The organism is Lishizhenia tianjinensis (genome assembly GCF_900116425.1).
GTDB classification, from domain to species: domain Bacteria; phylum Bacteroidota; class Bacteroidia; order Flavobacteriales_D; family Crocinitomicaceae; genus Lishizhenia; species Lishizhenia tianjinensis.
Genome location: NZ_FPAS01000001.1, coordinates 330155 through 354020, shown reverse-complemented (window position 1 = coordinate 354020; position 23866 = coordinate 330155). Strand labels below are relative to the sequence as shown.

At 38.1% G+C, this 23866-nt stretch carries 24 protein-coding genes; 18 read left to right on the top strand and 6 right to left on the bottom strand.

Annotated elements, in window-relative coordinates; genetic code table 11:
* Nucleotides 1–5: 5 nt before the first annotated feature.
* Nucleotides 6–818, bottom strand: coding sequence for a hypothetical protein (locus BM327_RS01580; RefSeq protein ID WP_090245593.1), 813 nt, complete (start codon nucleotides 816–818; stop codon nucleotides 6–8).
* A gap of 226 nt (nucleotides 819–1044) precedes the next feature.
* Between BM327_RS01580 and BM327_RS01575 the strand changes: the two genes are divergently transcribed.
* The 13 genes from BM327_RS01575 (at nucleotide 1045) to BM327_RS01515 (ending at nucleotide 13372) form a co-directional block, all read left to right on the top strand.
* Nucleotides 1045–1422, top strand: a complete 378-nt coding sequence (locus BM327_RS01575) for a response regulator transcription factor (protein WP_090245591.1) — start codon at nucleotides 1045–1047, stop codon at nucleotides 1420–1422.
* Complete coding sequence (locus tag BM327_RS01570; RefSeq protein ID WP_090245589.1) at nucleotides 1419–2231, top strand: YaiO family outer membrane beta-barrel protein; 813 nt, start codon at nucleotides 1419–1421, stop codon at nucleotides 2229–2231. The genes BM327_RS01575 and BM327_RS01570 overlap by 4 nt, the downstream gene beginning before the upstream one ends.
* Nucleotides 2222–2923, top strand: coding sequence for a HEAT repeat domain-containing protein (locus BM327_RS01565; protein ID WP_090245587.1), 702 nt, complete (start codon nucleotides 2222–2224; stop codon nucleotides 2921–2923). Before BM327_RS01570 ends, BM327_RS01565 begins: the two co-directional genes overlap by 10 nt.
* Nucleotides 2913–4364, top strand: a complete 1452-nt coding sequence (locus BM327_RS01560; RefSeq protein WP_090245585.1) for a glycosyltransferase family 2 protein — start codon at nucleotides 2913–2915, stop codon at nucleotides 4362–4364. The genes BM327_RS01565 and BM327_RS01560 overlap by 11 nt, the downstream gene beginning before the upstream one ends.
* A gap of 191 nt (nucleotides 4365–4555) precedes the next feature.
* Nucleotides 4556–5752: a hypothetical protein gene (locus BM327_RS01555; RefSeq protein WP_139230203.1), complete on the top strand. Its 1197-nt coding sequence runs from the start codon at nucleotides 4556–4558 to the stop codon at nucleotides 5750–5752.
* Nucleotides 5753–5759: 7 nt separating this feature from the next.
* Nucleotides 5760–6500: a hypothetical protein gene (locus BM327_RS01550; RefSeq protein WP_139230202.1), complete on the top strand. Its 741-nt coding sequence runs from the start codon at nucleotides 5760–5762 to the stop codon at nucleotides 6498–6500.
* 122 nt (nucleotides 6501–6622) lie between these two features.
* Nucleotides 6623–6823 (top strand): hypothetical protein, encoded by a 201-nt coding sequence (locus tag BM327_RS01545; protein ID WP_090245579.1) that lies wholly within the window; start codon nucleotides 6623–6625, stop codon nucleotides 6821–6823.
* A gap of 58 nt (nucleotides 6824–6881) precedes the next feature.
* Nucleotides 6882–7412, top strand: a complete 531-nt coding sequence (locus BM327_RS01540) for a hypothetical protein (RefSeq protein WP_090245577.1) — start codon at nucleotides 6882–6884, stop codon at nucleotides 7410–7412.
* Nucleotides 7413–7784: 372 nt separating this feature from the next.
* Complete coding sequence (locus tag BM327_RS01535) at nucleotides 7785–8114, top strand: PadR family transcriptional regulator (protein WP_090245575.1); 330 nt, start codon at nucleotides 7785–7787, stop codon at nucleotides 8112–8114.
* Nucleotides 8111–9685 carry a PspC domain-containing protein gene (locus tag BM327_RS01530; protein WP_090245574.1) on the top strand — a complete coding sequence of 525 codons (1575 nt, stop codon included), beginning with the start codon at nucleotides 8111–8113 and terminating at the stop codon, nucleotides 9683–9685. Before BM327_RS01535 ends, BM327_RS01530 begins: the two co-directional genes overlap by 4 nt.
* Before the next feature lie 210 nt (nucleotides 9686–9895).
* Complete coding sequence (locus BM327_RS01525; RefSeq protein WP_090245572.1) at nucleotides 9896–12340, top strand: alpha-ketoacid dehydrogenase subunit alpha/beta; 2445 nt, start codon at nucleotides 9896–9898, stop codon at nucleotides 12338–12340.
* 121 nt (nucleotides 12341–12461) lie between these two features.
* A complete protein-coding gene (locus BM327_RS01520; RefSeq protein WP_090245570.1) occupies nucleotides 12462–13004 on the top strand; it encodes a hypothetical protein in 543 nt (180 codons plus the stop codon).
* Entirely contained in the window at nucleotides 12983–13372 is a 390-nt protein-coding gene (locus BM327_RS01515; RefSeq protein ID WP_090245568.1) for a hypothetical protein, read from the top strand. The genes BM327_RS01520 and BM327_RS01515 overlap by 22 nt, the downstream gene beginning before the upstream one ends.
* 85 nt (nucleotides 13373–13457) lie before the next feature.
* On the opposite strand, the gene BM327_RS01510 is transcribed toward BM327_RS01515, so the two are convergent.
* Nucleotides 13458–14138: a DUF4386 domain-containing protein gene (locus tag BM327_RS01510; RefSeq protein ID WP_090245566.1), complete on the bottom strand. Its 681-nt coding sequence runs from the start codon at nucleotides 14136–14138 to the stop codon at nucleotides 13458–13460.
* Nucleotides 14139–14335: 197 nt separating this feature from the next.
* Between BM327_RS01510 and BM327_RS01505 the strand changes: the two genes are divergently transcribed.
* The 5 genes from BM327_RS01505 to BM327_RS01485 all read left to right on the top strand — a co-directional run bounded on the left by BM327_RS01505 (nucleotide 14336) and on the right by BM327_RS01485 (nucleotide 18787).
* A complete protein-coding gene (locus tag BM327_RS01505) occupies nucleotides 14336–16108 on the top strand; it encodes a TrkH family potassium uptake protein (RefSeq protein WP_244526177.1) in 1773 nt (590 codons plus the stop codon).
* Nucleotide 16109: 1 nt separating this feature from the next.
* Nucleotides 16110–16787 (top strand): potassium channel family protein, encoded by a 678-nt coding sequence (locus BM327_RS01500; RefSeq protein ID WP_090245564.1) that lies wholly within the window; start codon nucleotides 16110–16112, stop codon nucleotides 16785–16787.
* 49 nt (nucleotides 16788–16836) lie between these two features.
* Complete coding sequence (locus tag BM327_RS01495) at nucleotides 16837–17178, top strand: tRNA-binding protein (protein WP_090245562.1); 342 nt, start codon at nucleotides 16837–16839, stop codon at nucleotides 17176–17178.
* 39 nt (nucleotides 17179–17217) lie between these two features.
* Nucleotides 17218–18336, top strand: a complete 1119-nt coding sequence (locus BM327_RS01490) for a glycosyltransferase family 4 protein (protein WP_090245560.1) — start codon at nucleotides 17218–17220, stop codon at nucleotides 18334–18336.
* Between the two features lie 109 nt (nucleotides 18337–18445).
* Nucleotides 18446–18787 carry a hypothetical protein gene (locus tag BM327_RS01485; protein ID WP_090245558.1) on the top strand — a complete coding sequence of 114 codons (342 nt, stop codon included), beginning with the start codon at nucleotides 18446–18448 and terminating at the stop codon, nucleotides 18785–18787.
* A gap of 2 nt (nucleotides 18788–18789) precedes the next feature.
* Here the strand turns inward: BM327_RS01485 and BM327_RS01480 are convergent, their stop codons facing one another.
* The 4 genes from BM327_RS01480 to BM327_RS01465 are packed head-to-tail and all read right to left on the bottom strand — an operon-like array spanning nucleotide 18790 to nucleotide 23820.
* Entirely contained in the window at nucleotides 18790–19557 is a 768-nt protein-coding gene (locus BM327_RS01480) for an ABC transporter ATP-binding protein (protein ID WP_090245556.1), read from the bottom strand.
* The gene (locus BM327_RS01475) at nucleotides 19558–20568 is read right to left on the bottom strand and encodes a FecCD family ABC transporter permease (RefSeq protein ID WP_090245554.1); all 1011 of its coding nucleotides are present in this window, start codon (nucleotides 20566–20568) and stop codon (nucleotides 19558–19560) included.
* Entirely contained in the window at nucleotides 20561–21451 is an 891-nt protein-coding gene (locus BM327_RS01470) for a heme/hemin ABC transporter substrate-binding protein (RefSeq protein ID WP_090245552.1), read from the bottom strand. Before BM327_RS01470 ends, BM327_RS01475 begins: the two co-directional genes overlap by 8 nt.
* Nucleotides 21452–21495: 44 nt before the next feature.
* Nucleotides 21496–23820: a TonB-dependent receptor gene (locus BM327_RS01465; RefSeq protein WP_090245550.1), complete on the bottom strand. Its 2325-nt coding sequence runs from the start codon at nucleotides 23818–23820 to the stop codon at nucleotides 21496–21498.
* Nucleotides 23821–23866 lie beyond the last annotated feature (46 nt).

Sequence of the window (23866 nt, the reverse complement as noted above, 5' to 3'; positions counted from 1 at the left end):
CTTGATTAAAGTGTATAATTCATTCCTAAGTACAGAACATTAAGAACGGAAGCAAAATGTGTGGGTGATTGATTAAAGTTCAGTCCTAATTGATAACTCGCATTAAAACTCCATTTATCATTTAAGGTCCTATCATAAACCATCAGAATATCTAGGTATTGGTATTTTCCTAAAGATTGAAATCTAGCGTTAGAGATATAGTTCAAAAAAGCATTGAAGGATTTATGGCTGTAGTTATCCTCTAAATAATGATCATCTATTCCCAAATAAGGAGACCGGGCATTAAAGGCAAACAAGGATGCTCTTCCCATTAGGGTGAATTTGTTTTCTTCCTTCCACGCATACTCGGCTTTAACTGCCGCATTTACACCAAAAGAGAAATAGTAAGAAAAGCTAGAGGAAATGGCATAATAGTATTCTGAGGCAATGAGTCTATTCTCTTGGTTAAGTCCAGCTTTCACTTTTAAATTTCCATTCTCATAAATCGTGTACAAAAAGGTATAGCCCAGGTTTAACTGTTTAAAATTGTGACGGTACGAAGTAGAGCTGTCTCCCCCTTCTGTATAGAAAGTGAAAGGTTCTACCAAAGAAGGTGAATAGGTCGCAAAGCCTATTTGTATCAGGTGTTCTTGAAACGAATTTTGATAGTTAAAAGTTCCTGTCAAGTTTAAAGGAGAAATTGTGCTGTGCTTCATCGATGAAAAAGACAAATCTTGTCTTTGCAAGTGTCCGGTACCCCAGCTTAAACCAACACTTTTTTGTGCAAGTGCGCTGGTAAACATTCCAAGGCCCAAAAGCCCCATTAATAACTTTTTCATGTTGAAGAATCTACGTGTTTATGTATAGACAAGTTAAAACAATTCTTCCCCTATTGCACCATTTTTTTTCTTCCAATTTATTGGACCATAACTATGTCGACTATAGAATAATACTTAATTTCAAACTTAAATTTTGGAACAAGCTGAACATGTTAAGTAGCTTCATCCCTTATGACAGAGTGTCCGTAGGTATGAAAAATGAAATGTTCATCTATTTTAGAACTGCATGGAAGAAAATCAAAAACAATGTGTGCTTTTTTGTTCGCCCGACAGATTGATACAGAAAATCATAAAAAAACGCTTAAAAAGCGAAGGATGCAAGGTGAATGTTGCCTCCAATGGTAATGATGCCCTAACCCTCATAGAAGAAGGGAAAATTAACCTAATGGTTACAGAAGAAATGCTTCCTTTTAAAAGTGGTTTCGAGATCATAGAAATCTGTGATCAAAAAGACATCCCTTCTATTATTATCTCCGACTCTGATTTAGAAAATAAAATACTAGAAGCCTTCGATTTGGGGGCCTATGATTTTATAGACAAACCTTACAGTCCTAATGAACTCGTGGTAAGAATTAAAAACATTTTTAAACACCACCGTGCATGATGAAAGGAATATATATTGTCCTGCTTTTAACCCTACACCTGTACACTTTCGCCCAGCCTTCGTCGGCCAGTGGAGATACCCTTCCCTTAACCCAAAGAAATTATGTGGGTCTCCAAGGGGAATATGCACATTTCAGTAAAGATCTTAAGGCATGGAAAACGGTTGCCTTGGAGAGTCAACTCTTACACAAATCTTGGGTTTTCCTCCCAAAGTTGTCCTATTCAGAACGCTTTGAGCAAAAGGCATGGTTTACAGAGTTAGACCTCTACAAAAAATGCGTTAATAAGGATTACTTCTACCTGAAGGGAGCCTATTCCGCTTCTGAGGTATTTGCCCATCGTCGTTTTGATGCTGAGTATTTCAACACCTTTGCCAAGGTATGGGAACATTCTGTTGGTTTAAAATACATGCACTACAACGGCAATATTGATGTCAGTTTGCTTACGGCTAGTTTATCTAAATACAGCGGTAAGTACTATACTTTACTCCGTGCCAACCTTGGTGTGCAAAACAGTATCACCCCTAATATACTTTCGGCAAGTATACAGCAACGTTATTACCACAGTGACTTGGCCTTTTCTGCCGTTAATATTTCCTATGGTTTCGACCCTAGTGCTGTAATACTGAATGGAAACACAACAACTGCGGTAGCGCAAAACAAAACCTTTAGCCTGGGAGTTAGTACCCAACAAGCTATAGGGAGTCGTTTTTTCCTTGAAGCTCGGGCTGACATGATTAAATACACCTTTGTCAGCAACCAACGCTCACAATTTCTCTACAGTTTAAAATTGATGTACACATGGTGGTAAACACGGATAGTATTTTGCTCCTCATCGTCGGCTTAACACTGGGGTCTGCCCTAGTAGTATTCCTTCTTATTGTGAGCATCAAATTTTACTTTATTGAACGCGATAAACACATTAAGCAATTAACCAATGTTCTGGAAGATTGTTTAGTTGATTTTCTCTTGCATGAAAATGAAATAGCAGACAGAGCCTTTGCTAGGATACAGAAATTGATGAAATCTAAAACCAACCAAAACATAACCATAGAATTACTGCTCAATTTAAACCATAATTTCTCCGGGGTTTACGCCGAAAAAGCCTATGACCTTTATGAAGCTTTAGCCCTTCAAGAAGTTTCTATGGCCAAACTAAAAAGTAGAAAATGGCACCAAAAAATAAGAGGGATGTATGAACTCTCTACTTTAGAGTACGAAGAAGCCTTCGATGCCATTGCTGCATACATAAATCACCCCAACGATGATGTGAAAAGAAATGCCCGTGTATCCTTGGTAAAAATAAAAAGGAAAGAAGCTTTGATTGCTTTGAAAGATTTGGAAGGGAGCATGTCGCTTTGGACCTTCATTAACATCATTGCAACCCTAAAGCGCAACCCTGTGAAGCTCTCTGAACTTGAGCTTTCTTCCTTAAAAGAAGCTAAAAACACCTACATCAAAGAATTAGCTAACGAATTAGAAACAACGGTTTATGTTCAATAATATATTTACCTACGAGAATATTTCATCCTTTTTTGAGTACTTTATCTTTTGGTATGCCTTGACCATTATGAGTTTTTATTTCATATTGGCCATCTTTTCCATACTGGCTATATCCAATCATTTAAAAAGAGGAAAATCTGTCAACTTTGAACACATACTAAGGTCATCTTTAGCCCCAAAAATTGCAGTAATAGCACCGGCATTTAATGAAAGTGCTACCATCGTAGAAAATATAAGATCCCTCCTTTCTTTAAAATACAACAACTACGATATCATCATAGTAAATGACGGCAGTAAAGATGATTGTTTGGAGAAAATGATTGCCGCCTACGATTTGGTTGAAAGCAAGGTAAAAGCCAAGAGTAAACTCAAGCATGCCCCAATTAGAGCAATTTACAAATCTACCAACAAAGCCTTTCACAATTTGGTGGTTATAGACAAGGAAAATGGCGGTAAGGCAGACTCACTCAATGCAGGAATTAATTATACCAATGCCAAATATGTGGCCAACATAGATGTGGATTGTATCATAGAGGATGATGCTCTCTTGCGCATGATAGAACCTTTCTTACAATCCATAGATAAAAAAGTGATTGCCGCAGGCGGTGTAGTGCGTATTGCCAACAATTGCGAAATCAGTAACGGAAGAATTTTAAATGTGAGGCTTCCGAAAACTTTACTTCCGCTCTATCAAACATTAGAATATTTGCGCGCCTTTCTTTTGGGAAGAATGGCTTGGAGTAGACTCAATGGACTTTTGATCATTTCCGGTGCCTTCGGACTCTTTGACAAAAAGATACTCATAGAAGCTGGAGGTTACAACCCTAAAACCGTGGGTGAAGACATGGAGCTTGTGGTGAGAATGAGAAAACTCATGCACCAAAAAAAGGAAAAATACTCGGTAACCTATGTACCAGACCCTTTGTGTTGGACAGAAGTACCAGCATCTGCAAAAGTATTGGACAGACAACGTAACCGATGGACAAGAGGCACAATTGAAACCCTTCGTATGCACAAGGATATGTTTATGAACCCCAAATATGGCATACTCGGAATGTTGAGTTATCCCTTTTGGTTGTTTTACGAATGGTTAGCTCCTATCATAGAGTTTTTAGGCTTGGTTTACTTTTTAGTACTCGTTTGTTTAGGATGGGTGAATTGGCCTCACTTTCTTTTACTTTTAGGAATGGTATATTCCTTTGCCGTATTATTATCATGGTTTACCATCTTAATTGAAGAAATAACCTACAGAGAATACAAGGGCTATAAATCCTTGTTTACTTTACTTGGCGTAGCCATACTCGAGCCGCTGTTTTTTCACCCCATAGGTGTCTGGGCAGCCGTTAAGGGAAACTGGGACAAATTCGTACGCAAGAAAAGTGCGTGGGGAACACAAACACGCGTAGGCTTTAATGCGCCAATTAGTAAGGATAAACCTTAAGCCTCAAAAAAGCAGATGGAAACATTTCTTCCTTTAAAAACAACAAGCCCTTAGGGTTCAAAAACTTATACAACAATTCATAATGCTTGGTGAAAAACAGTTAGATTTTTAGTTCTTAAAAATTGAAGTATTCTGTAACTTCACCGGCTTTGTTACTTATAACTATCGAAATCAAAAGATCAACAAACAGTATGAAGCCACTTAATTTATTCCGTATGCTGTGTATTCTAGGTACCCTAGCATTTATTCCTAAAACACATGCACAATTCAACTACCAATTGGAAGACAGTATTTCACTAGATTTAGAAAAGTTTGCTCCACTGAACGATTTTGCATACGGTTACCATCTTAAAACACACCAAAACAAACTTTACCTTTTTACACTCAAAACAAAAACACTCTACAGCTATGATATACAAAATCAAGCCATAGATAGTTTACATTTCGAAGTAATAGAAAAAGAAAGTCTACCTTATAATTCTAATATTATCCTTGATGACAGCCTCATTCATTATATCACACGCAACCAAGAAATCATACAATTTTCTTGGGAGGGTAAGGAAGTTAAAAGAATGAAAACGGCTCATTTCTTTTCAAAATATAATTTCCCAAACAAAAGCTATCCTTATTATCATCCTCCTAGTAAATCTTACTTTTTAAATCTAAGTCCTTCCTACGATCCAAAAAAGTACGACTACAGGAAAAATCACTACCGTAAACATGTAGTTGAAACTCCGCGTATTGTCCGTATCAATGCGAAAGGAAAACGCACGAAATATTTTGGAGATTTTGATAGCCTGTATTACCAAGGAAACTATCAATACTATGCAGACAGTTACTTTACGGTACAAGATCAATCTGTACTATTTTCTCAAAATTTGAGTCACGACATAAAAATCTACTCCCTCCAAGGTGAATTAGAAAAGGTCTATCATATCCCTGGAAAATGCATAACACAAGCGCAAAATGAATTAAACTCTATTGATACCCTCATAGATTTCGAAATGCTCAACACCCTACACTTGGAAAACTATCACTATTCTCAACTTCGTTCTTTGGGTACCGGCAAGCTAATTTACCGCTACTATTACCCTGCTGTTGAAGACACCAGTGTTGTGATGCCGAAAACGGAAGAACCAACAGCGTTTGTATGTGGTTCTAGAACGATTAAAGAACTTGAACAATCAGAAATTTTCAAAAATCGCAAGGAGTTTTTACAGGTGTTCGACGCACAAAGTGGAAAGCTAGTGTATGATGACGAGTATCCTTTCTTAGGATATTTTATTCTTCAACCCCTAGTTGACCAACGAATTGCAACGGCAACAGCCTCTACAAATGCGATTCAACTCTATATTTACAAAGCTCAAACTGATAATCTACAAGAATAAAAAGATTATGAAAAAGCAATCGAAAGAAATTTGGTTGATGTCCTTTATTCTCTTGCCCGTTGTCATCGCGCAAGTGATTGGTAATGATTTTGGGAATTCTACCATGGAGACCTTTGCCTGGCAAGTGCTCTTCTCTTTTGTAGGAACTTTACTAGGATTTGGTACCCACCAATGGGTGAAAAAGAAATCAACAAGTACTAAGGTTGGAGCATTAATAGGGATGTTAACCATTATACTCATCCCTTTATTGGCTTTTACTCCTTCCTTAAGCGATGAAGAATTATTAGAACAAGACTGGTTAGAACAAAAAATTGGTCAATTCGAATTTGAAAGTCCAACACAGTTAACCTTATACAGTTCAGTAGTTCCAGCAGGACTCGAAAACCTTTACACTGAGCTCAACATGTACACAGACAATGAAGACAGCAGAACCATCTCTGTTATTCAATCCAAAGTAAAAACCGATACACTTTTAGTAGAGGATGCTTTTCTAGGAAGCTTGGAGGGAATGTTAACGCGCATGGTAGTTGACTTGGAAACCTTAACCCTTTATGATTTATTCATGGACGAAGAAGAAATAAGCACTTCCTATAGTTATGTAAGTAAGGGCGATACGCTGAGAGGTTTCGGTCTAATGTTCAAATATCCTGGAGCACTAGAATCTATTTGGTTATTGCCTCAAACAAGAACATTCTCTAATGAATTCATTGCAACGTTTAGCGATCTAATAGACATCAATTATCCTTAACATAGCATAACAATTACCGTTTAAATAGTAGACTAAACATTTCAGTAATTCAAGCACCTGAAAGTTACAATCCATGAATTATTTTATTTATTTTTAGAACACTAAAAGTAAACTCAAACTGCATGGACCTCCAAAAAATCAGAATTTTTGTAATTACACTAGCTGCGGCGCTGGCAATACTCAACCTCACTGTTCTTATGAATTTCAACAACCTAAGTTGGGATGAAAACAAATCCTCTTACCTCATGCTCATAAGTAATGTGGCCGTAATTATTGGAGTACTTTCCTCTTATTTCTACGAGCGTAAGAAATTAAATCAATAGCACATTTATCTTCAGATTTACGACCTAAGCTATTAAAGCATTTGCTATTTTTGGCAACATGCGCAGCGACTATACTCCAGCAGAAATTGAAGCCTTTGTACTCGATTTTAGAAAGTACAGACACGTTAAGGAAACCATAGGTTTAGCTAAAAACACCGAGTTTTTGAAAGCCTTGGCCAACATCGCTTTGCGCACCACCTACCCTTTTCCAGAATACAGCACTTGGTACCTCAGCAAAGTTGCAGAAGCCAAAAGTTACCCCTTACACACTATTCAAAAAGAACTTTTAGACCTTTATTTAAACCACGAAAATCCGGGTTTACAAAGAAACGTCTTAAAATCACTCACCTTTTGTCCTCTCATCGCCTACAAACAAGGAGAATTTCTAGATAAGTTATTTAAGGATTTAGCAGCAGCTGAAGTTAAAGTGGCTGTTAAAGTCCATGCCTTGGAAAATCTACAAAAATTCATACCCAATTATCCAGAGCTATTGGGTGAAATAAAGCAAATCATGGAAATGCAGCAAGACAATTTCACACCAGCCATCCGAGCGCGTTATAAAGCATTTTGCAAGAAAAATAAAATGTAACAGGCTGCCATTTCTGGCTATTCACTTTAGTTCCTAGTCTTGCATTTAAGTGCACATTCCCCTAAAACAACACTTCTAAAGTCGTGCTTTTTTAGGTGTGTTTACTAAAATGCCATCCTAGAAAGCTGCCGTTGCTATCCAGGGCAGAAAATACTTCTTTCTATTAAGTCCCTTAAAATTCTACGAGCAGACTTTTCACATTTCTACCCAAAGGTTTCATTCAATACTTATCTTAAAAACACCACTCAAAACCTTTTATACCTCTATACAACCATTCATGTATTAAAAACAAAGAAATATAGTACCTTGCAATGCAAAGTACCTTTTAAAAACTATATCTTTGTTATGTATTAGTACTATAAGAATCGAAATATGAAATTAGAAAATACAAAAGCTCAGATGCGTAAAGGGATATTGGAGTATTGTATTCTTTCTATACTCAACGTTAAGGAGGCCTATCCTTCGGAAATAATAGACCAATTGAAAGCCGCCAAAATGATCGTTGTAGAAGGAACACTTTATCCCCTATTAACGCGACTACTCAAAGCCGATTTACTCGGTTATAGATGGGAAGAATCAACGAGTGGTCCCCCCAGAAAATACTATTCACTCACCACAGAAGGTGAAAATTTCTTGGCTGAATTAAACGCGACGTGGAATGAACTAAGCACAGCCGTTAACATTATTACTCAGAAATCATGAACAAGACGATATCTATAAATTTAAGCGGAATCATCTTCTATGTGGAAGAAGAAGGTTATGAAAAACTCAAATCATACTTAGAAAACATCCGCGCCCAATTTAAAAACAGCGACGAGGCCGACATGGTGTTGGAGGATGTTGAATTGCGTATCGCAGAAATTTTCACAGAAAGATCCAGTGGCGGTCCGGTTACCTGCGAAGACGTAGACTATGTGGTTGCCGTAATGGGAGAAGCTACAGCCTATGCACCTGACGAGGATGAAGACGAAAACGAGGGTGACAAAGGAAGAAGAAGCTCTACCGAAGAAAGTTCACAAGGCAGAGAAAGAAACCAACTTTATCGCGATGTAGAAAACGCTCAAATTGCGGGTGTTTGTGCAGGTTTAGCTCATCACTATCAAATTAACGTAGATATCGTGAGAGTTTTGTTTGTTCTATTCGCGCTAACCACGTTACTTACTTTAGGAATTATACTCTACCTTGTTTTGGTTGTGGTTATTCCCCCCGCTACAACAACCAGTGATAAACTAAAAATGAAAGGAGTACCCGTTACGGTTGAAAACATCAAAAGAGAACTCAACAATACAGGAGAAAAAGTAAAATCAACAGGACGTAAAATTTCACGTCATTTTCAAGGAGATGGGAAGGAAAGTATGCATAAACTCGTGCGCTTTATACTTACGCTTGTGGGAATAGCCCTTATTTTTATGGGACTCTCGCTTATCCTTAGTTTCCTTACCTTTTTTGTAGGAGGATTTGGAATTGTAGGAAGCAATGGACAAGGTGAACTTTTATCTCTCTTCGATTTATCAGGTATTTTCTTCGAAAACAACTTGGTAAAAACCTTGGCCTGGACCTGTGTTTATGTGGCCAAGTTCAGTATCATTCTACTCTTAATCCTCACCGGGGTACGTTTAATTTGGAACCTTAAATCCAAGAGCATCAGATACTTTAGCATTTTCCTCTTTGTACTCTTCATCGTTACCTTCATTTCAAGCATAGCTATCGGCATCAAGACAGCACTACAATTTGAAGCTTCGGCAGAAAACAAAATAGAGGTAGGTTCACTTGTAACAGATACTTTAGAGGTTCACTACATCAGTGAAAGACCGGTGGGCACTAATGTTCTATATAACCCAGAACGCGATGAAGTTTTACGTTTAGAACAAAACCGAATTAGTTTGCGCTTTGAGGATATGGATTACCGCACGGGAGAAGATAGTATCACAAGAATCTATCATACCCTAAAGGCAAATGGTTCAACATCAGTGGATGCTTATGAGCATTTAGAACACATCAAACACAATGTTTTCATGGAAGGAAATAAGCTTTTTGTCGACTTAGATTACAGCTTCCCTGCCGAGGATAAAATCAGAGGTCAAGAAGCAGAAATAGACATTTACAAACCTAAAAATGTGGTCATTCAAACCTATATCAATAAGGAACTTCATTCAACAAGAACCTACAATGGTGAAGAGGATGATTACGAATACCACAGACATTATGGAAGAGGTGTACACATCCGAGAAGACAAACAAACCGGTAAACATGAAGTGAATATAAACTTTTGATCAATAAATTGTTTTAGCAGCAAACAACAGCGTAAGAAAATGCACTTTTTTCAGTAGTGTATTCCTAAGTTTAACTTGAAAATCAGCAACTTCTAACGCATCTCAATGAACAATTGAGTTTTCTAACCAAAAACAGACAAGAGCCTGTGATTCAGACACTACGAATTGCAGGCTTTTTTTATTATCTTTGCAAGGCTTAAAAATACATCTATGACGAAAAACACTGAGACTCTCGAGACTACAAATACAGATTTACAAGCATACAAAAACGAAATCATTAACGATTACAGATTGGCTTGTATTTCAAGAGAAACTTCTTTATTGGGAAGACGAGAAGTTCTTACCGGTAAAGCGAAGTTCGGTATTTTTGGAGATGGGAAAGAATTGGCACAAATCGCTTTAGCAAAGCAGTTCCAAAACGGAGACTTTAGAAGCGGTTACTACAGAGATCAAACTCTGATGATGGCCATAGATCAATTAAATGTACAACAATATTTTGCTGCCCTTTACGCACACACAGATGTAGAACATGAGCCTGCATCAGGTGGACGTCAAATGGGTGGACACTTTGCAACGCGTAACATAGATGAGAACGGAGAGTGGAAAAACTTGATGGAACAGAAGAACTCTTCTGCAGACATCTCTCCTACTGCCGGACAAATGCCTCGTTTATTAGGATTGGCGCAAGCATCTAAAGTGTATAGAAATCATCCTTCATTAAAAGAATTAGAAGACTTCAAAAAATTCACCAATGGTGGAAATGAAGTTGCTTTCGGTACAATTGGAGATGCCTCAACATCAGAAGGTCCTTTCTGGGAAACAATGAATGCTGCAGGTGTATTACAAGTACCTATGGTAATGAGTGTTTGGGATGATGGATACGGAATCTCTGTTTCTAGAGATCACCAAACAACGAAAAACTCTATCTCTGAAGCTTTGGCTGGTTTCCAAAGAACAGAAGATACGCCAGGATTTGAAATTTTCGTAACCAAAGGATGGGATTACGCTGACCTTTGTATCACTTACGAAAAAGCAGTGAAATTAGCACGTGAAGAGCAGATTCCTGTTTTAGTTCACGTAAAAGAAGTAAACCAACCGCAAGGTCACTCTACTTCTGGATCTCACGAGCGTTACAAATCTGAAGAAAGATTACAGTGGGAGAAAGATTTCGACTGTATAGAGAAATTCAAACAATGGATTACTTCTACAAGCCTTGGTGAAGATGCAGCTATTGCAACTCTTGAGGAATTAGAAGCCATAGAAAAAGAAGCGAAAAAAGAAGTTAGAAATGCTAAAAATGCTGCGTGGAAAGCTTTCACAACAGATTTGTTAGCAGATCTTTCAACTGCCGTTCAATTGATGAAGAACGTAGCAGACGCCTCTCCAAACAAAGCTTTCATCAACAAAGAGATTGAAGCCTTGGAAAATGCATTCGAACCTATTCGTAAGGATGTATTAAACGTAGTTAGAAGTGTTATCCGCAAGGTAAGAGGTGAAGAAAACGCAGCGAAAACTGCTTTGGTAAACTGGTTACATACACAGTTGAACAACAACGCAAATCGTTACAGTTCTGCCCTTTACTCTTCATCTAAATACAGCATTGCTAACATCACTCCAGTTGCTCCAACATTTGAAGGAGAAGAAATGGTTGATGGAAGAATTGTATTGAGAGATAACTTCGAGAAGATATTTGAAAAGTACCCAGAAGCCTTGACTTTTGGTGAAGATACAGGTAAGATTGGTGGTGTAAACCAATCTATGGAAGGTATGCAAGAGAAATTCGGTGAATTAAGAGTTTCTGATACTGGAATTAGAGAGGCTACCATCCTTGGTCAAGGTATAGGTATGGCCATGAGGGGTTTACGTCCTATCGCTGAAATCCAATACTTAGACTATTTGTTGTACGCTATTCAGATTATGTCTGACGATTTAGCAACTGTACAATACAGAACAGCTGGTGGACAAAAAGCGCCATTAATCATTCGTACACGTGGTCACCGTTTAGAAGGAATCTGGCACTCAGGTTCTCCTATGGGAATGATCATCAACGCGATTCGTGGTATGCACGTTTGTGTTCCTAGAAACATGGTGCAAGCAGCGGGTATGTACAACTTGTTGATGGAAGCAGATGAGCCAGCATTGGTTATTGAACCTTTGAACGGATACAGATCAAAAGAACAAAAGCCAAGCAACTTAGGAGAATACAAAATTCCATTGGGAGTTCCGGAAATCGTGAAAGAAGGTACTGATTTAACCATCGTTTCTTACGGTTCTACTTTTAACTTATGTGTGCAAGCTGAAAAGTTAATGGCAGAAACAGGAATGAATGTAGAATTAATAGACGTTCAAACCTTGTTACCTTTTGACGTGAACCACATGATTGTTGAATCCTTGAAGAAAACTAACCGTTTGATGATCGTTGATGAAGACGTGAGCTCTGGTGCTACAGCATTTATCTTAGATCAAATTTTGGTGAAACAAGGTGGTTATTACCACTTGGATTCTCAACCAATTACTTTGAGTGCGAAGGATCACCGTCCAGCTTACTCAACAGATGGAGATTACTTCTCTAAACCAAACGTAGACGATATCTTTGAAACAGCTTACGGCATGATGCACGAAGCGAATCCAACAGATTTCCCTGCTTTGTTTTAAGGAGAAAGACTTTTATAGATTTAGAAACGCATCCTTAGGGGTGCGTTTTTTTTGGTTTTGGGGTATCGGGTCGACACGCGGGTCGACACCGTACGGGAGTTTTTTGTATTTTCATAGGGAAATGAAATTGATTGGGGGTGCTATATTGTTTGTAGGGATATTTTTATCCTTTGCTTCTCAAAGGGAACATGGTGAATTCACGGAGCATGTAGATTGTAATCAAGACAGCTGCTATGGCTATTACCAAGGTCCAGAATTCATAAAGGGTGATGATATTGCCCATCAATTCTCCAATACCATGTCGGCCAAAGTAGGCGACCAACTCAAAAAACTCTATAAGGAAAAAAACTACGTAAAGGTTGATTTCAATTCCCTTAAAATGTCTACCGTTGGCATGGGCTCAGGAAAAGTCACCTATAAACTCACCATACCCTTTATAAAAGTAAGCGACTCTTGCGCTGCCAGAACTAGCTTCGACCACAGCGGAGGGTGGAACCATGCCCCTGCCCTTTCTGCGCGCAAAAAACAGTTACAAAAAGCATTACTTCCCGGAGAAAATTTAGATATTAGTCCCTTAACTAAAACACCGGAAGGTCTCCAAGAATATTGGATACAGTGGCGCAACAAAACTACTCAAGCAGCATGCGCGATCCAGAAGAAATAAAAGTTACCTATAACCTACTATTCGCTCTCTTGCATTTCATTGTCTTTGTAATTTTTGCCAGCTACAATTCGAAAACACATCAACATTTAAAGGCTCAACATAGAAAACTTAAACGACAAAGTAAAAATCATACTACAATTAAGGCTGATATCACTAAAAAAGAAATTCAGATCGCTCAACGTAAAAAACAGATATGGTTCTACTATATAGGCCTAGCTGTGCTTCACGTTTTCCTTTTAGGTCAATTTCCAAAAATTGGGATATGGCAGTATTTGTTTCCCCTTATCACCCTTATACCTTTTGTTCTTTTTACGCTTGTTTACCATTGGATGAAGGGGGCTGGAAGAGGTTCTGGGGTGCGGGTGTAGTTTTGGGGTGGGTCGACACGCGGGTCGACCCTTACGGGGGGGGATACATATGCCTTGTACATGTGAGCGACTCGAAAAGCTGCGCCTACGCGGGGATGATTTTTTTGTTGCCTTTGAGGATTAAGTGAAGGGCAAAACCAAGTTCTCCTATTACGGCACATCCCAGTAGCACCCCATTGACAATGCTCCACATTTCATTTTCAGCGAAAAAGAAATGATACAAACAGTCCGTAAAATATCCTATTCCTCCTAAGAATACAAAGCCCTGCATCCATTTGGCAATTTGTGTTTTACAAATCAGAAAAGACAAGGCAATCATGTGTACAGCAAAAAATACTTGCCAAGCAAATACGCCCATCCCATGTAGCTCTAAAAACAAATAACTCCAGTTTTCCAAATCCGTTTGCTCTAAAGCTAAACCCGACTTCATCATTATATAAGGAGCCACATAAAAAATCAAGTTCACACTCATAATTATAGCCATAGCTATTCTACTAAATCCAGCGACGTTTACCGCGGTGGGATTGAAATCTTTGAATAAGCGCATCAACATAACCGTGAGCAAAGATTCAATTAAAATAATGAGTAGGTCTCCGGTTAAACCCAATTGAAATAGTCCTTCTTTGTCTATCAAATTCTGAAAAGTGGCCTTAGCATCCCCTTCAACAAAAAGGCTTTCTCCTACGTACATTATGCTAAATCCACCAATAATCGCAATCAAGAAATAAAGCACTCCGGCTGTTCTTGCAAATTTCATTGTTTCCATCTGTTACTTTTTTTTACAAAGTTCTGGAGAAACAGAAGTTTATGCATTGACTTAAGTTAAGACTTTAAATCCTCTTCCACATCAAGTATTTTTATCGTTTTCATACTCATAAAAAAAGAAATCGCCGAAATACAAAGACTTCTTTCATTTCCCTTCATTTTTAGTTATGCATTCTTTACATTTAACAAAAAGACGCTGTGAAAAAATTCATAACCAAAACGGTTAGCCTCAAAGCCTATTTCAAGTTTACTTTTATCCTAAGTATAATCGCTTGCGCTGCTCTACTCTTTGATTATGGTTTTCAAAAGACGATAGACATAGAGGTAAACTTGGTCGTATTTTATCAAGTAACACTTTCTTTTGGAGTTTTGGCTGTAGTACTTCGATTACTGCGCATGGCACATAAACCCAAAATTCCAGTTTTCCTATTTGACACGCTCAGCACGCTATATACCTTGATGATAATAGTTAACCAACTCATCCACCTTTTAGGAAAGGTAGATTACAATTTTCTTCACCATGATACATGGTTGTCTCTAGCTGTCTTCTTGATGTTCATCAGAGAGTTTTCTGAAATTCGCATACAATACAAAAGAACACTTTTGAACCCCGCGCAATTATTCATTCTTAGTTTTCTCTTCATTATATTGGTGGGTGCACTACTCCTTAAATTACCATTGGCAACGAGTCATGGCATCAACTTTTTAGACGCTTTATTTACCTCTACAAGTGCCGTTTGTGTAACTGGATTAATTGTAGTAGACACCGCAACTGCATTTACACAATTTGGGCAAACTATTCTCATGATACTTATTCAAGTGGGAGGTTTGGGCATTCTAACTTTTGCCAGCTATTTCAGTTTCTTTTTTAAAGGTAAAAGCTCCTATGAAAATCAATTGACCTTAAGTGAGATTACCAACGCAAAAAGACTCTCCGAGGTATTTTCCACCTTTAAACGCATCATAATTATAACTTTTGGCATAGAGATCTTGGGAGCTCTACTCATTTATTTCAATTTAAATAAACATGATTTTTCGCATGCTGGAGATCAACTTTTTTTCGCGGTTTTTCACTCTATCTCTGCCTTTTGTAACGCTGGGTTTTCCACCTTAAGTGATGGAATAGCGGATAACCATTTTAAATTCAATTATGGTTTTCAAATGATATTGATAAGTTTATTTATCCTTGGAGGTTTAGGTTTTCCCATCTTCTCCAATGTATTTACCTATACACGTCGCTTTGTAATTCGCAAACTCTTTTTTTGGCGAAAAAAACAATTAGAAAACAAACCCTGGGTGCTTAATTTAAACAGCAGAATAATTCTTATCACAACCTTCTTTCTAATCTTTTTTGGAACCCTCTTCTTTTTAGAATTAGAATATGACAATACACTTGCTGAACACGATAGTTTTTACGGGAAGTTTGTGACCGCTCTCTTTGGAGCAACCACACCCAGAACTGCTGGATTCAACACATTTGATTTCGGTGCCTTACGTTTCTCTACTTTTATGCTTATCATGTTCTTGATGTGGGTGGGTGCTTCTCCTGGTTCTACAGGGGGTGGTATTAAAACCACGACCCTAGCCATTGCTACCTTAAACCTTCTATCCATTGCAAAAGGAAAAAGTAGGATAGAAATTTACCGCAGAGAAATATCCATGCGAACAGTTCAGCGAGCATTTGCAGTAATTTCACTGTCCCTTATGGTTATCGGCTTCGGAATAATGTTGGTGAGCATCTTTAACCCTGAACTAACCCTAAAAGATATCGCCTTTGAATGTTTTTCAGCATACAGTACAGTGGGACTCACCGTTGGAATCACAGCAAAACTCAGTTCCTTAAGTAAAATTGTAATTATTGTGCTTATGTTCGTTGGACGTGTAAGCATGTTAAGTATTTTGATAGCCCTATTCAAACGCACAAAGCATAAGAATTACCGCTATCCAATGGAAGAAATTAGCATTAATTGATATGAAATATATAGTATTCGGACTCGGTAGTTTTGGATCGAGTTTAGCAGAAAAATTAACCAGTCGTGGTCATGAAGTTATAGGTGTAGACAAACGCATGGAAAAGGTAGATGCCTTAAAGGAAAAGATTACCCATACCATATGCATGGACGCTACCGATGAGCTTACCGTTTCTGGTTTACCCTTAGACGATACAGACGTAGTTATTGTAGCTATAGGTGAAAATGAAGGTGCGAACATTATGGTAACGGCACTGCTAAAAAACCTGAAAGTAAAACGTTTAATTAGCAGAGCGATAAACACCTTACACGAAAAAGTATTGAAAGCAATTGGCGTGCATGAAATTGTACATCCTGAAGAAGAAACAGCGGAACGATGGTCTAAAAAGCTCTGTTTATCTCGTGTTGTTGACTCCTTTCAGTTGAGTGATAATTACAGCATAGTTGAAATTCAGGCTCCTCAAGAATTTGAAGGTAAAACCTTAAAAGAACTCAACATACGTCGCAAGTACAACCTCATTGTATTAACTACCCTAATGCCTAATACAGATTCTGAATTTCCAGAAATTAAATTGGACAAAAGAAGTAGCGGTGTGGCTTCCTCTGAAACGCGAATTAACAAAGATGAAATATTGGTGGTTTATGGAAGAAATACTGATATCAATAGCTTTTTGAAGTAAGAAAGGACAAAATCAATTAAAAAACACAATTCACTTATTACAGAATAACATGGAAGAAAACAAGCTCACTTGGGAAGAATTCACCAAAGTTGAAATGCGCATAGGAACTATAGAAAGTGCTGAAATTTTCAAGGAAGTTAAAAACCCTGCCTATAAAATGATCATAGATTTTGGTCCCTTAGGTAAACGCAAAACATCTGCACAAATCACTGCTTTATACCAACCTGAAGATCTTATCGGAAAACAAATTGTAGCCGTGGTTAATTTTCCACCGAAACAAATCGCCAACATTATGAGCGAATGTTTAGTGCTTGGCGCTTTGGGTGAAAACAAAGATGTAACCCTCATTGAACCTGGCTTGAAATTGAAAAACGGTGCGCGCATCGCCTAAAGCCTAGAAAAAGCTGTATTTTAGCGCTGACTTAAAAATATGGAAACACTTGCTTTTTATTGTAGTTCGGTGAGCTGGGGAGGTTTAGAAATGAACTTTATCCGCTACGCATACTGGATGCACGAACGTGGTTTTAATGTGGTATTGTACTGCGTTAAAGATGCTTATATCGATGAGAAAAACAAGGAATACCAAATTCCTGTACGCTACGTAGCCCACAATAAAAAGTATTTTGATTACTCCAACGCCAGTAAAGTCGGTAAACAATTCAAAAAAGACAATGTAACAGCCGTTTGGATTAGAGACAGACGCGACATGAACATTATGGGCTTGGTGAAGTCTAAAATGAAGAAAGACTTCAAAATCCTCTACCAACAAGCCATGCAGATAGATGTTAAAAAGAAGGACCTTTTTCACACACGAAGATTTGCCAAAATAGATTTATGGATATCACCGCTAAAGTTTTTGGCAGAACAAGTAAAAGAAAACACGAATTTTCCAGCACATAAAATTCATCAAATTCCTTTAGCTACAGACAAAGTTGCAGGAACGAAATTATCTAAAGAAGAAGCCCGAGCGCTATTAAACCTTCCTCAGGACAAATTTATTTTGGGTATACTCGGACGTCTGGATCCTTTAAAAGGTCAACATTTTCTAATCAAAGCACTGGCGGAGTTAGAAAAAAAACACCAAGATGTAGAATTACTCATCGTAGGAGATTTAACCCACAATGAAGGCGAAGATTATTACCAACTCCTTCAAGATGAAGTTAAAAATTTAGGCCTCTCTTCTAAAGTTCACTTCAGACCCTTTATGAAAGATACAGAAGCATTTTACAAGGGTATAGATCTTTTTGTAATGGCATCTGAAGGAGAAACCTTTGGTATGGTTACCATAGAAGCTATGAGTTACGGACTTCCCATTATAGGAACTCGTTCTGCAGGAACACCAGAAATCTTAGGTGAAGGAAAGTTTGGGAAACTGTATGAAGTTAACAACCTTGAAGATTTCTCTATGCAATTTTCGAGTATATACAATGCCTACGACCAAGCCACTTTGATGGGTGAAAACGCTCGTAAAAAGGCATTAAAAACGTTTAGTAAACAGGCCGTGTGCGAAGCTTTAGAAGACCTACTCGTCCAACATATAAAAAAATAGGTTACTTGTCTATTAAAACTTGACGTTGGTCTAAATACACTTCACTTTCTTTTCGGAGTCTTTATATTCGCTGCTCCTATCTTTTCCTTTAAACCATATACAAAATTGTATGTCGTTTAAATCAGAAAATAAAACAGTAGATCACAGTAATGAGCTTCAAAGTGCCAAGGAAATTTTGCATTTAATATTGCATGAGCTCATCCTAGAACTTTCTGTTTCAACTGAAATCAAACAAATTGAATTCACCACAAACTTTCTGCATAGTTCTAAAAAACTTCACCGCGTTTTAAGAATACCCTTTGACAAAAGTTATGGCGATAAGGATTATCAAAAAATCGCAGAAGATGCAAAGATTTTAATAGATAAACTTTTCTTGGACAAACATTTCAATTTTAAAGTTTCAGATCGCGTTTTGAATGAGGTTTTACAATATTATCAATTAGAAAATTAAGTCTAAAACACAAAGAAGTCCCTACCCTGGTGTTCAAGCACGTGAGGCTCAACCTTGAAGTACTTCTGCATATTTTCCCTGCTTAAAACTCTACTTCCATCCCCCTGTTCCACACATTTACCTGCATGCATCAATAAAAAATTGTCACCATAATTAATGGCCAAATTGATATCATGAATTACCCCCACTATAGTGAGGTTAAATCGTTCTATTAAATCGCGAAGCAATTGTAAAAACTGCACTTGATACTCTACATCCAAGTAAGTTAAAGGTTCATCTAAGAACAAGTACTTCCTGTGCCCTTCTTTTCCCCAAATTTGAGCAATGCATTTTGCAAACAAAACACGCTGTCTTTCACCACCGCTCAAACTCAAGAAATCTCTTCCCACAAACTTTTGCAATTCAAAGAGCGCAAGGGCTTTCGCTACAATTTCTTTATCTTTTTGCGTGGCATTTTGTTGAAAAAAAGGATAGCGGCCCATCATTACTAATTCTTCCACTTTAATAGGAAAAGCATTGAAATTAGACTGTGATAACACCGCTCTTCTTTGGGCTAATTCCTCCATTTTCCAATCTCTTAAACCCCTTCCTAAAAAAGAAACTTCACCTTTGTAATTGGGTTCTAAACCACTTAATATTTTAAGTAGTGATGTTTTACCCGCTCCATTTTTACCCACCACAAAATGTATCTTTCCTTTTTCGAGGTAAGCATCCTCAACTTGAGCGATTAATTGTTGCTTAATACTGAATTCTACTCCTTCTATTTTCATCTAAAATTGATAATTATTCTTGCGTAAGAGGTAAATAAAAACGGGAACTCCTATGAGTGTAGTAAGGATACCTATGGGTAATTCTGCAGGTGCAAATAAGGTGCGTGAAAGTAAATCGGACAAACATAACAATACCGCTCCCACCAAAGTACTGATCCACATCAAACGTTTATTTTCCGAACCTAAAAACATGCGGACCAAATGCGGGACCACCAAGCCTACAAAACTTATCACCCCAGTAAAAGCAGTTGCCACGGCTATCATCAACACATTTAAAAAGAGAATAACGAATTTTAAACGTTTTACATTCACACCTAGATATACAGCTTCATCCTCTCCTAGAATTAGGGCATTTAAAGATTTAGCATAGCGCAGAGAGATCACCAAACAAATTACAAAGGCTACACTCACCACTTTTAAATTATCCCAATTTGCACCTGAAGTTGTACCTAAATTCCAAAAAGTAATGGACCTTGCTTGAGGATCTCTGGCCAAGTAAGATAGAAAACCTACACCACTTAAAAACAAGGCATTGATGGCCAAACCAGAAAGTAACAAGGCAACGATGGCCAATTTTCCTTTTTTATTTTGAGATAGCAAAAACACTAGAGCGGTTGAAAGTACCCCTCCTAAAAAAGCCATGAATGGCAAACCAAATTCGCCCAAAGGTAGGTTCACCCCTAAAGTAAAATAAAGTGCTGCTCCAAAAGCAGCACCACTAGAGGTTCCAACCAAACCTGGCTCAACTATAGGGTTTAAAAACAAGGCTTGTAACAATACTCCTCCTAAGGCTAGAATGGCTCCTACCACAGCTGTGAGCAAAACTCGTGGCAAACGGATATTCATAAAAATAGCTTCGTTGGTCGTTAAACTTTCTTGTGTCCCCAACTTAGAAAGGGCTTGGAGAATTTCATTCGTATTCACCTCTACGGCACCCAATTTTACAGCGGCAAGCATTACGGATAGCAATACCCCACATCCTAAAATAAATATCCAAACAGCCTTAGTCATTGCGGTGAATGATTTCGTGAAGTTTTAACACATTCTCCCCTGTTCTTGGACCAAAGTAAATCAGGTCATAACCCTCAATTCTATAGATCTTTCCATTTTTGGCAGCATTCGTTTCCGCAATACCGGGTAATTCCATCACCTTTTCTTTGCTCCCTAATCTGTCGTACCCAAAGTCGGTTAACAAGATTACATCTGGATTGGCTTGGGCAATGAGTTCTGGAGAGGTGATACGTTCCATGCCCTTTTTATCCAAGCATATTTTACCACCGGCCATTTCTACCATTTTACCAGCTACACTTTCAGCTCCTACAGCCAAATATATGTTCATGGCCTGACCAAAATGAATCACGACAACTTTCACAGTATCTTCTTGCTTGCCCAATTGTTTTTGCGCTTCAACCAAATCTCTATCGAGCTTAGAACACAAAGAATCCGCCTCCTTTTGTTTCCCAAAATAAGCGCCCATTTCTCTTAAAAGAGCTTTTGTAGATGGGATGTCTTTGGCTTTGTTTTCAAAGGATAGCAAAGGAAGATTTAAGTTCTCCAGTTGTGTAACCACTTGCTCTGGACCTATGCTGAAATGTCCACCTTTGTGCAAGAGCAAACTAGGTTTTAGGGACATAATTCCTTCTAAACCGAGGTGCATATGATACCCTATATTCGGCAATGCTCTAGCAGCTTTTGGATAAGTACTACTCAAATCTACACCTACCAAATTTTCTTCGGCTCCTAAGGCATAGATAAACTCTGTGTATTGCTTAGAGGCACTAATGATTCTGGGTTGTGTATCCTTTCCTAATTCGCTTACAACCGCCCTATCCTCTTGGGCATTACAAGCCACCAATAAAACACCAGCAGCTATTATTTTAACTAAATTTTTCATGTGATAAAAAATCGGGGACCAAGGTCCCCGATAGGTTTTAATGATTAAAAAGTATACTTCAATTTAACACCTCCGTAGAACAATGCTTGGTAAGCACCCGGAGCGTAAATAGCTGGTTTTGGACCTTTTTCCCAGTTCACAAACACCATGTTGTAATACAATGAATTCGTAAGGTTATTTCCACCTACAAAGGCATCTACCATAAAGTGCTCTCCGAACATTTGGTTATATCCTACTTTAGCATTTACCAAAGTATAGGCTGGAGCGCTGTGTGCATTATCAAAAGTAACATACATCTCATCAACAAATTGGAAGTTTACATTGACGTATGCTCCAAATTTAGTTTGCGCATCTATACCTGCATTGAACACCATAGGTGGAACTCCAATTACGGTATTTCCCGTGTAATCTCTTGTATTAGCGTTATCATTAGAATCACTCTTAAAATTGCTATAAGTAAACGCATTGTAGGTAAAGTTGGCAAACGGACGCAACAATGAAAGCGTTTTCTTTTCATCCTTAATAATCACATAAGAAAGGGCGATTTCAGCACCTAAATTTCTTTGATCTCCTGCATTTACACCGTAGGAATAAAGTACAGTTCCAGAAGTATCTACTACTGCTTTAGAAGTGATTTTATCTTTGATGTTGATGTCAAACAAAGCCACTTGCCACGACAATTTATTTTTCAATGCACTTCCACGTGTTCCCACCTCAAACTGTGTGGCCATTTCTGGTTTCAAAGCTTTGTTGATTTCTCCCGTGTAAGCAATTACAAATTCTGATGTTGTTGGAGGCGAATATCCTTGTGCTACATTCACAAACACCATTTGATGTTTACCCAACTCTTTTTCCAAAGCAATGCGGGGTGTAACAACCGTGTTGAACTTGTGCGATCCTGAACCATCTAAATGATTGGCATTTCCTGACGTTGCCATTCTATCCCACACCGTGTAGTTAATTTGATTGGCACTCACTCCCGCACTTAATCTAAAACGATGTGGCATGGTCAAATTCCACTCCATAAAATAGTTTCCTTGGAAAGCAGTGATGTCGTTATTCGCTCTTAAATCTCCTAGCACAGCATTGCTTAAACCAAAAGATTTGTAGTTCCCTTTTGATTGCTGAACTTCAGCTCCAAGATTACCTGTTAATTCATACTTCTTACCTAGCGGGAAGAACAACGTGAATACAGAACGACCACCTACATTTTGTGAAATGTTATCCGATAAACCTACGGCATACGCTTGACTCAACGTACTACTGGACAAGAAGGCCGTAGTTTGGTTAGAGAGGTATTTGTTAAAGGTGTAGTTGTGGGTCAAACCTGCTCTGTAGCTCTCCACTTCAACATGACCGTCGTTGTTTAGGTATTTATCTTCACCTATGTTTTGTCGACCAAAGAATTGAGCACTGTCTAGTTGTCCGGCCAACTCCTCGTAAGAATTATTGTAAGCGAAATAGGTTGATAAACTTTGCTTTTCGCTTACGTTAAAATCACCGATAAACGATAAGTATCTTTTTTGAGAAGCCGAATGAACTCTATAGCCATCGTAATTTTGAACTCCATAATTTAGCGCAACATTAGAACTTGCTGTATTGCTTTTTAATGAAGTAGTCGAACGCATTAATCCGTAGCTACCTGCAATTACATTTTCCTCCAAAGAAGTTCCATATTGTTTCGGTTTTGCAGTATACATATTAACTACACCCCCTATACCTGTTCCGTACAAACTAGAGGCTGGCCCTTTGATGATCTCAACTTTACCCAAGGTAGAAAAATCGATGTCATCTAAAATTGTGGTACCGTTTGCATCTGTTAAGGGAATACCGTTTAAGTACGCCTTGTACCCCATTCCGTTGAAGTTGGTGTTGTTCCCATACCCACGAATGGTAAAACGTTGTCCACCACTCATGGTACGCTTTTCCATACGAACTCCGGTTTGCAAGTTCACTGCCTCTTCCAAGAATAAACCTGTTGTACGCTTCAAGTCCTTTTCAGAAAGTACGTTAACAGATTGCGCCGTTGAGGCATCCGTTTGGTTGACCATCTTTTCCCCCTTCACTTCAAAAGTACTGAGGTTTAAAGCGGTTGAGTTCATACGTATTACTAGGTCATCTGTACACGTGATTCCCATAGCCTTCCAGCTAACATAGTTTTCATGTGTTACGATGATGTTTGTTTTTTCTGTACAGGCAAAAGCAAAGCGTCCATCCGCTTGGGTGATGACAGTTTTTATACCGTTACTTACAATTGCTTCGTTAATTGGTGTTTGCGTGTAGTTGTCTATAATGATTCCACGCAGAGAATCCTGTCCAACAGCATACAACGATGCCATTAGAACAAATAATGTGAAAAATTTATTCATTAGTTTCCTTTTATCCCTAGAATGCAAGGGAATTATACCTCATGTT

Excerpts from the sequence above, each read along its gene's own strand:
- BM327_RS01495 (WP_090245562.1), top strand. The coding sequence starts at position 16,837 with ATGGAAGAAAACAAGCTCACTTGGGAAGAATTCACCAAAGTTGAAATG.
- BM327_RS01545 (WP_090245579.1), top strand. The coding sequence starts at position 6,623 with ATGGACCTCCAAAAAATCAGAATTTTTGTAATTACACTAGCTGCGGCG.
- BM327_RS01555 (WP_139230203.1), top strand. The coding sequence starts at position 4,556 with ATGAAGCCACTTAATTTATTCCGTATGCTGTGTATTCTAGGTACCCTA.
- BM327_RS01515 (WP_090245568.1), top strand. The coding sequence starts at position 12,983 with ATGCGCGATCCAGAAGAAATAAAAGTTACCTATAACCTACTATTCGCT.
- BM327_RS01520 (WP_090245570.1), top strand. The coding sequence starts at position 12,462 with ATGAAATTGATTGGGGGTGCTATATTGTTTGTAGGGATATTTTTATCC.
- BM327_RS01490 (WP_090245560.1), top strand. The coding sequence starts at position 17,218 with ATGGAAACACTTGCTTTTTATTGTAGTTCGGTGAGCTGGGGAGGTTTA.
- BM327_RS01565 (WP_090245587.1), top strand. The coding sequence starts at position 2,222 with ATGGTGGTAAACACGGATAGTATTTTGCTCCTCATCGTCGGCTTAACA.
- BM327_RS01580 (WP_090245593.1), bottom strand. The coding sequence starts at position 818 with ATGAAAAAGTTATTAATGGGGCTTTTGGGCCTTGGAATGTTTACCAGC.
- BM327_RS01560 (WP_090245585.1), top strand. The coding sequence starts at position 2,913 with ATGTTCAATAATATATTTACCTACGAGAATATTTCATCCTTTTTTGAG.
- BM327_RS01485 (WP_090245558.1), top strand. The coding sequence starts at position 18,446 with ATGTCGTTTAAATCAGAAAATAAAACAGTAGATCACAGTAATGAGCTT.
- BM327_RS01540 (WP_090245577.1), top strand. The coding sequence starts at position 6,882 with ATGCGCAGCGACTATACTCCAGCAGAAATTGAAGCCTTTGTACTCGAT.
- BM327_RS01465 (WP_090245550.1), bottom strand. The coding sequence starts at position 23,820 with ATGAATAAATTTTTCACATTATTTGTTCTAATGGCATCGTTGTATGCT.
- BM327_RS01475 (WP_090245554.1), bottom strand. The coding sequence starts at position 20,568 with ATGACTAAGGCTGTTTGGATATTTATTTTAGGATGTGGGGTATTGCTA.
- BM327_RS01470 (WP_090245552.1), bottom strand. The coding sequence starts at position 21,451 with ATGAAAAATTTAGTTAAAATAATAGCTGCTGGTGTTTTATTGGTGGCT.
- BM327_RS01550 (WP_139230202.1), top strand. The coding sequence starts at position 5,760 with ATGAAAAAGCAATCGAAAGAAATTTGGTTGATGTCCTTTATTCTCTTG.
- BM327_RS01510 (WP_090245566.1), bottom strand. The coding sequence starts at position 14,138 with ATGGAAACAATGAAATTTGCAAGAACAGCCGGAGTGCTTTATTTCTTG.
- BM327_RS01570 (WP_090245589.1), top strand. The coding sequence starts at position 1,419 with ATGATGAAAGGAATATATATTGTCCTGCTTTTAACCCTACACCTGTAC.
- BM327_RS01480 (WP_090245556.1), bottom strand. The coding sequence starts at position 19,557 with ATGAAAATAGAAGGAGTAGAATTCAGTATTAAGCAACAATTAATCGCT.
- BM327_RS01535 (WP_090245575.1), top strand. The coding sequence starts at position 7,785 with ATGAAATTAGAAAATACAAAAGCTCAGATGCGTAAAGGGATATTGGAG.
- BM327_RS01500 (WP_090245564.1), top strand. The coding sequence starts at position 16,110 with ATGAAATATATAGTATTCGGACTCGGTAGTTTTGGATCGAGTTTAGCA.
- BM327_RS01575 (WP_090245591.1), top strand. The coding sequence starts at position 1,045 with ATGGAAGAAAATCAAAAACAATGTGTGCTTTTTTGTTCGCCCGACAGA.
- BM327_RS01530 (WP_090245574.1), top strand. The coding sequence starts at position 8,111 with ATGAACAAGACGATATCTATAAATTTAAGCGGAATCATCTTCTATGTG.
- BM327_RS01525 (WP_090245572.1), top strand. The coding sequence starts at position 9,896 with ATGACGAAAAACACTGAGACTCTCGAGACTACAAATACAGATTTACAA.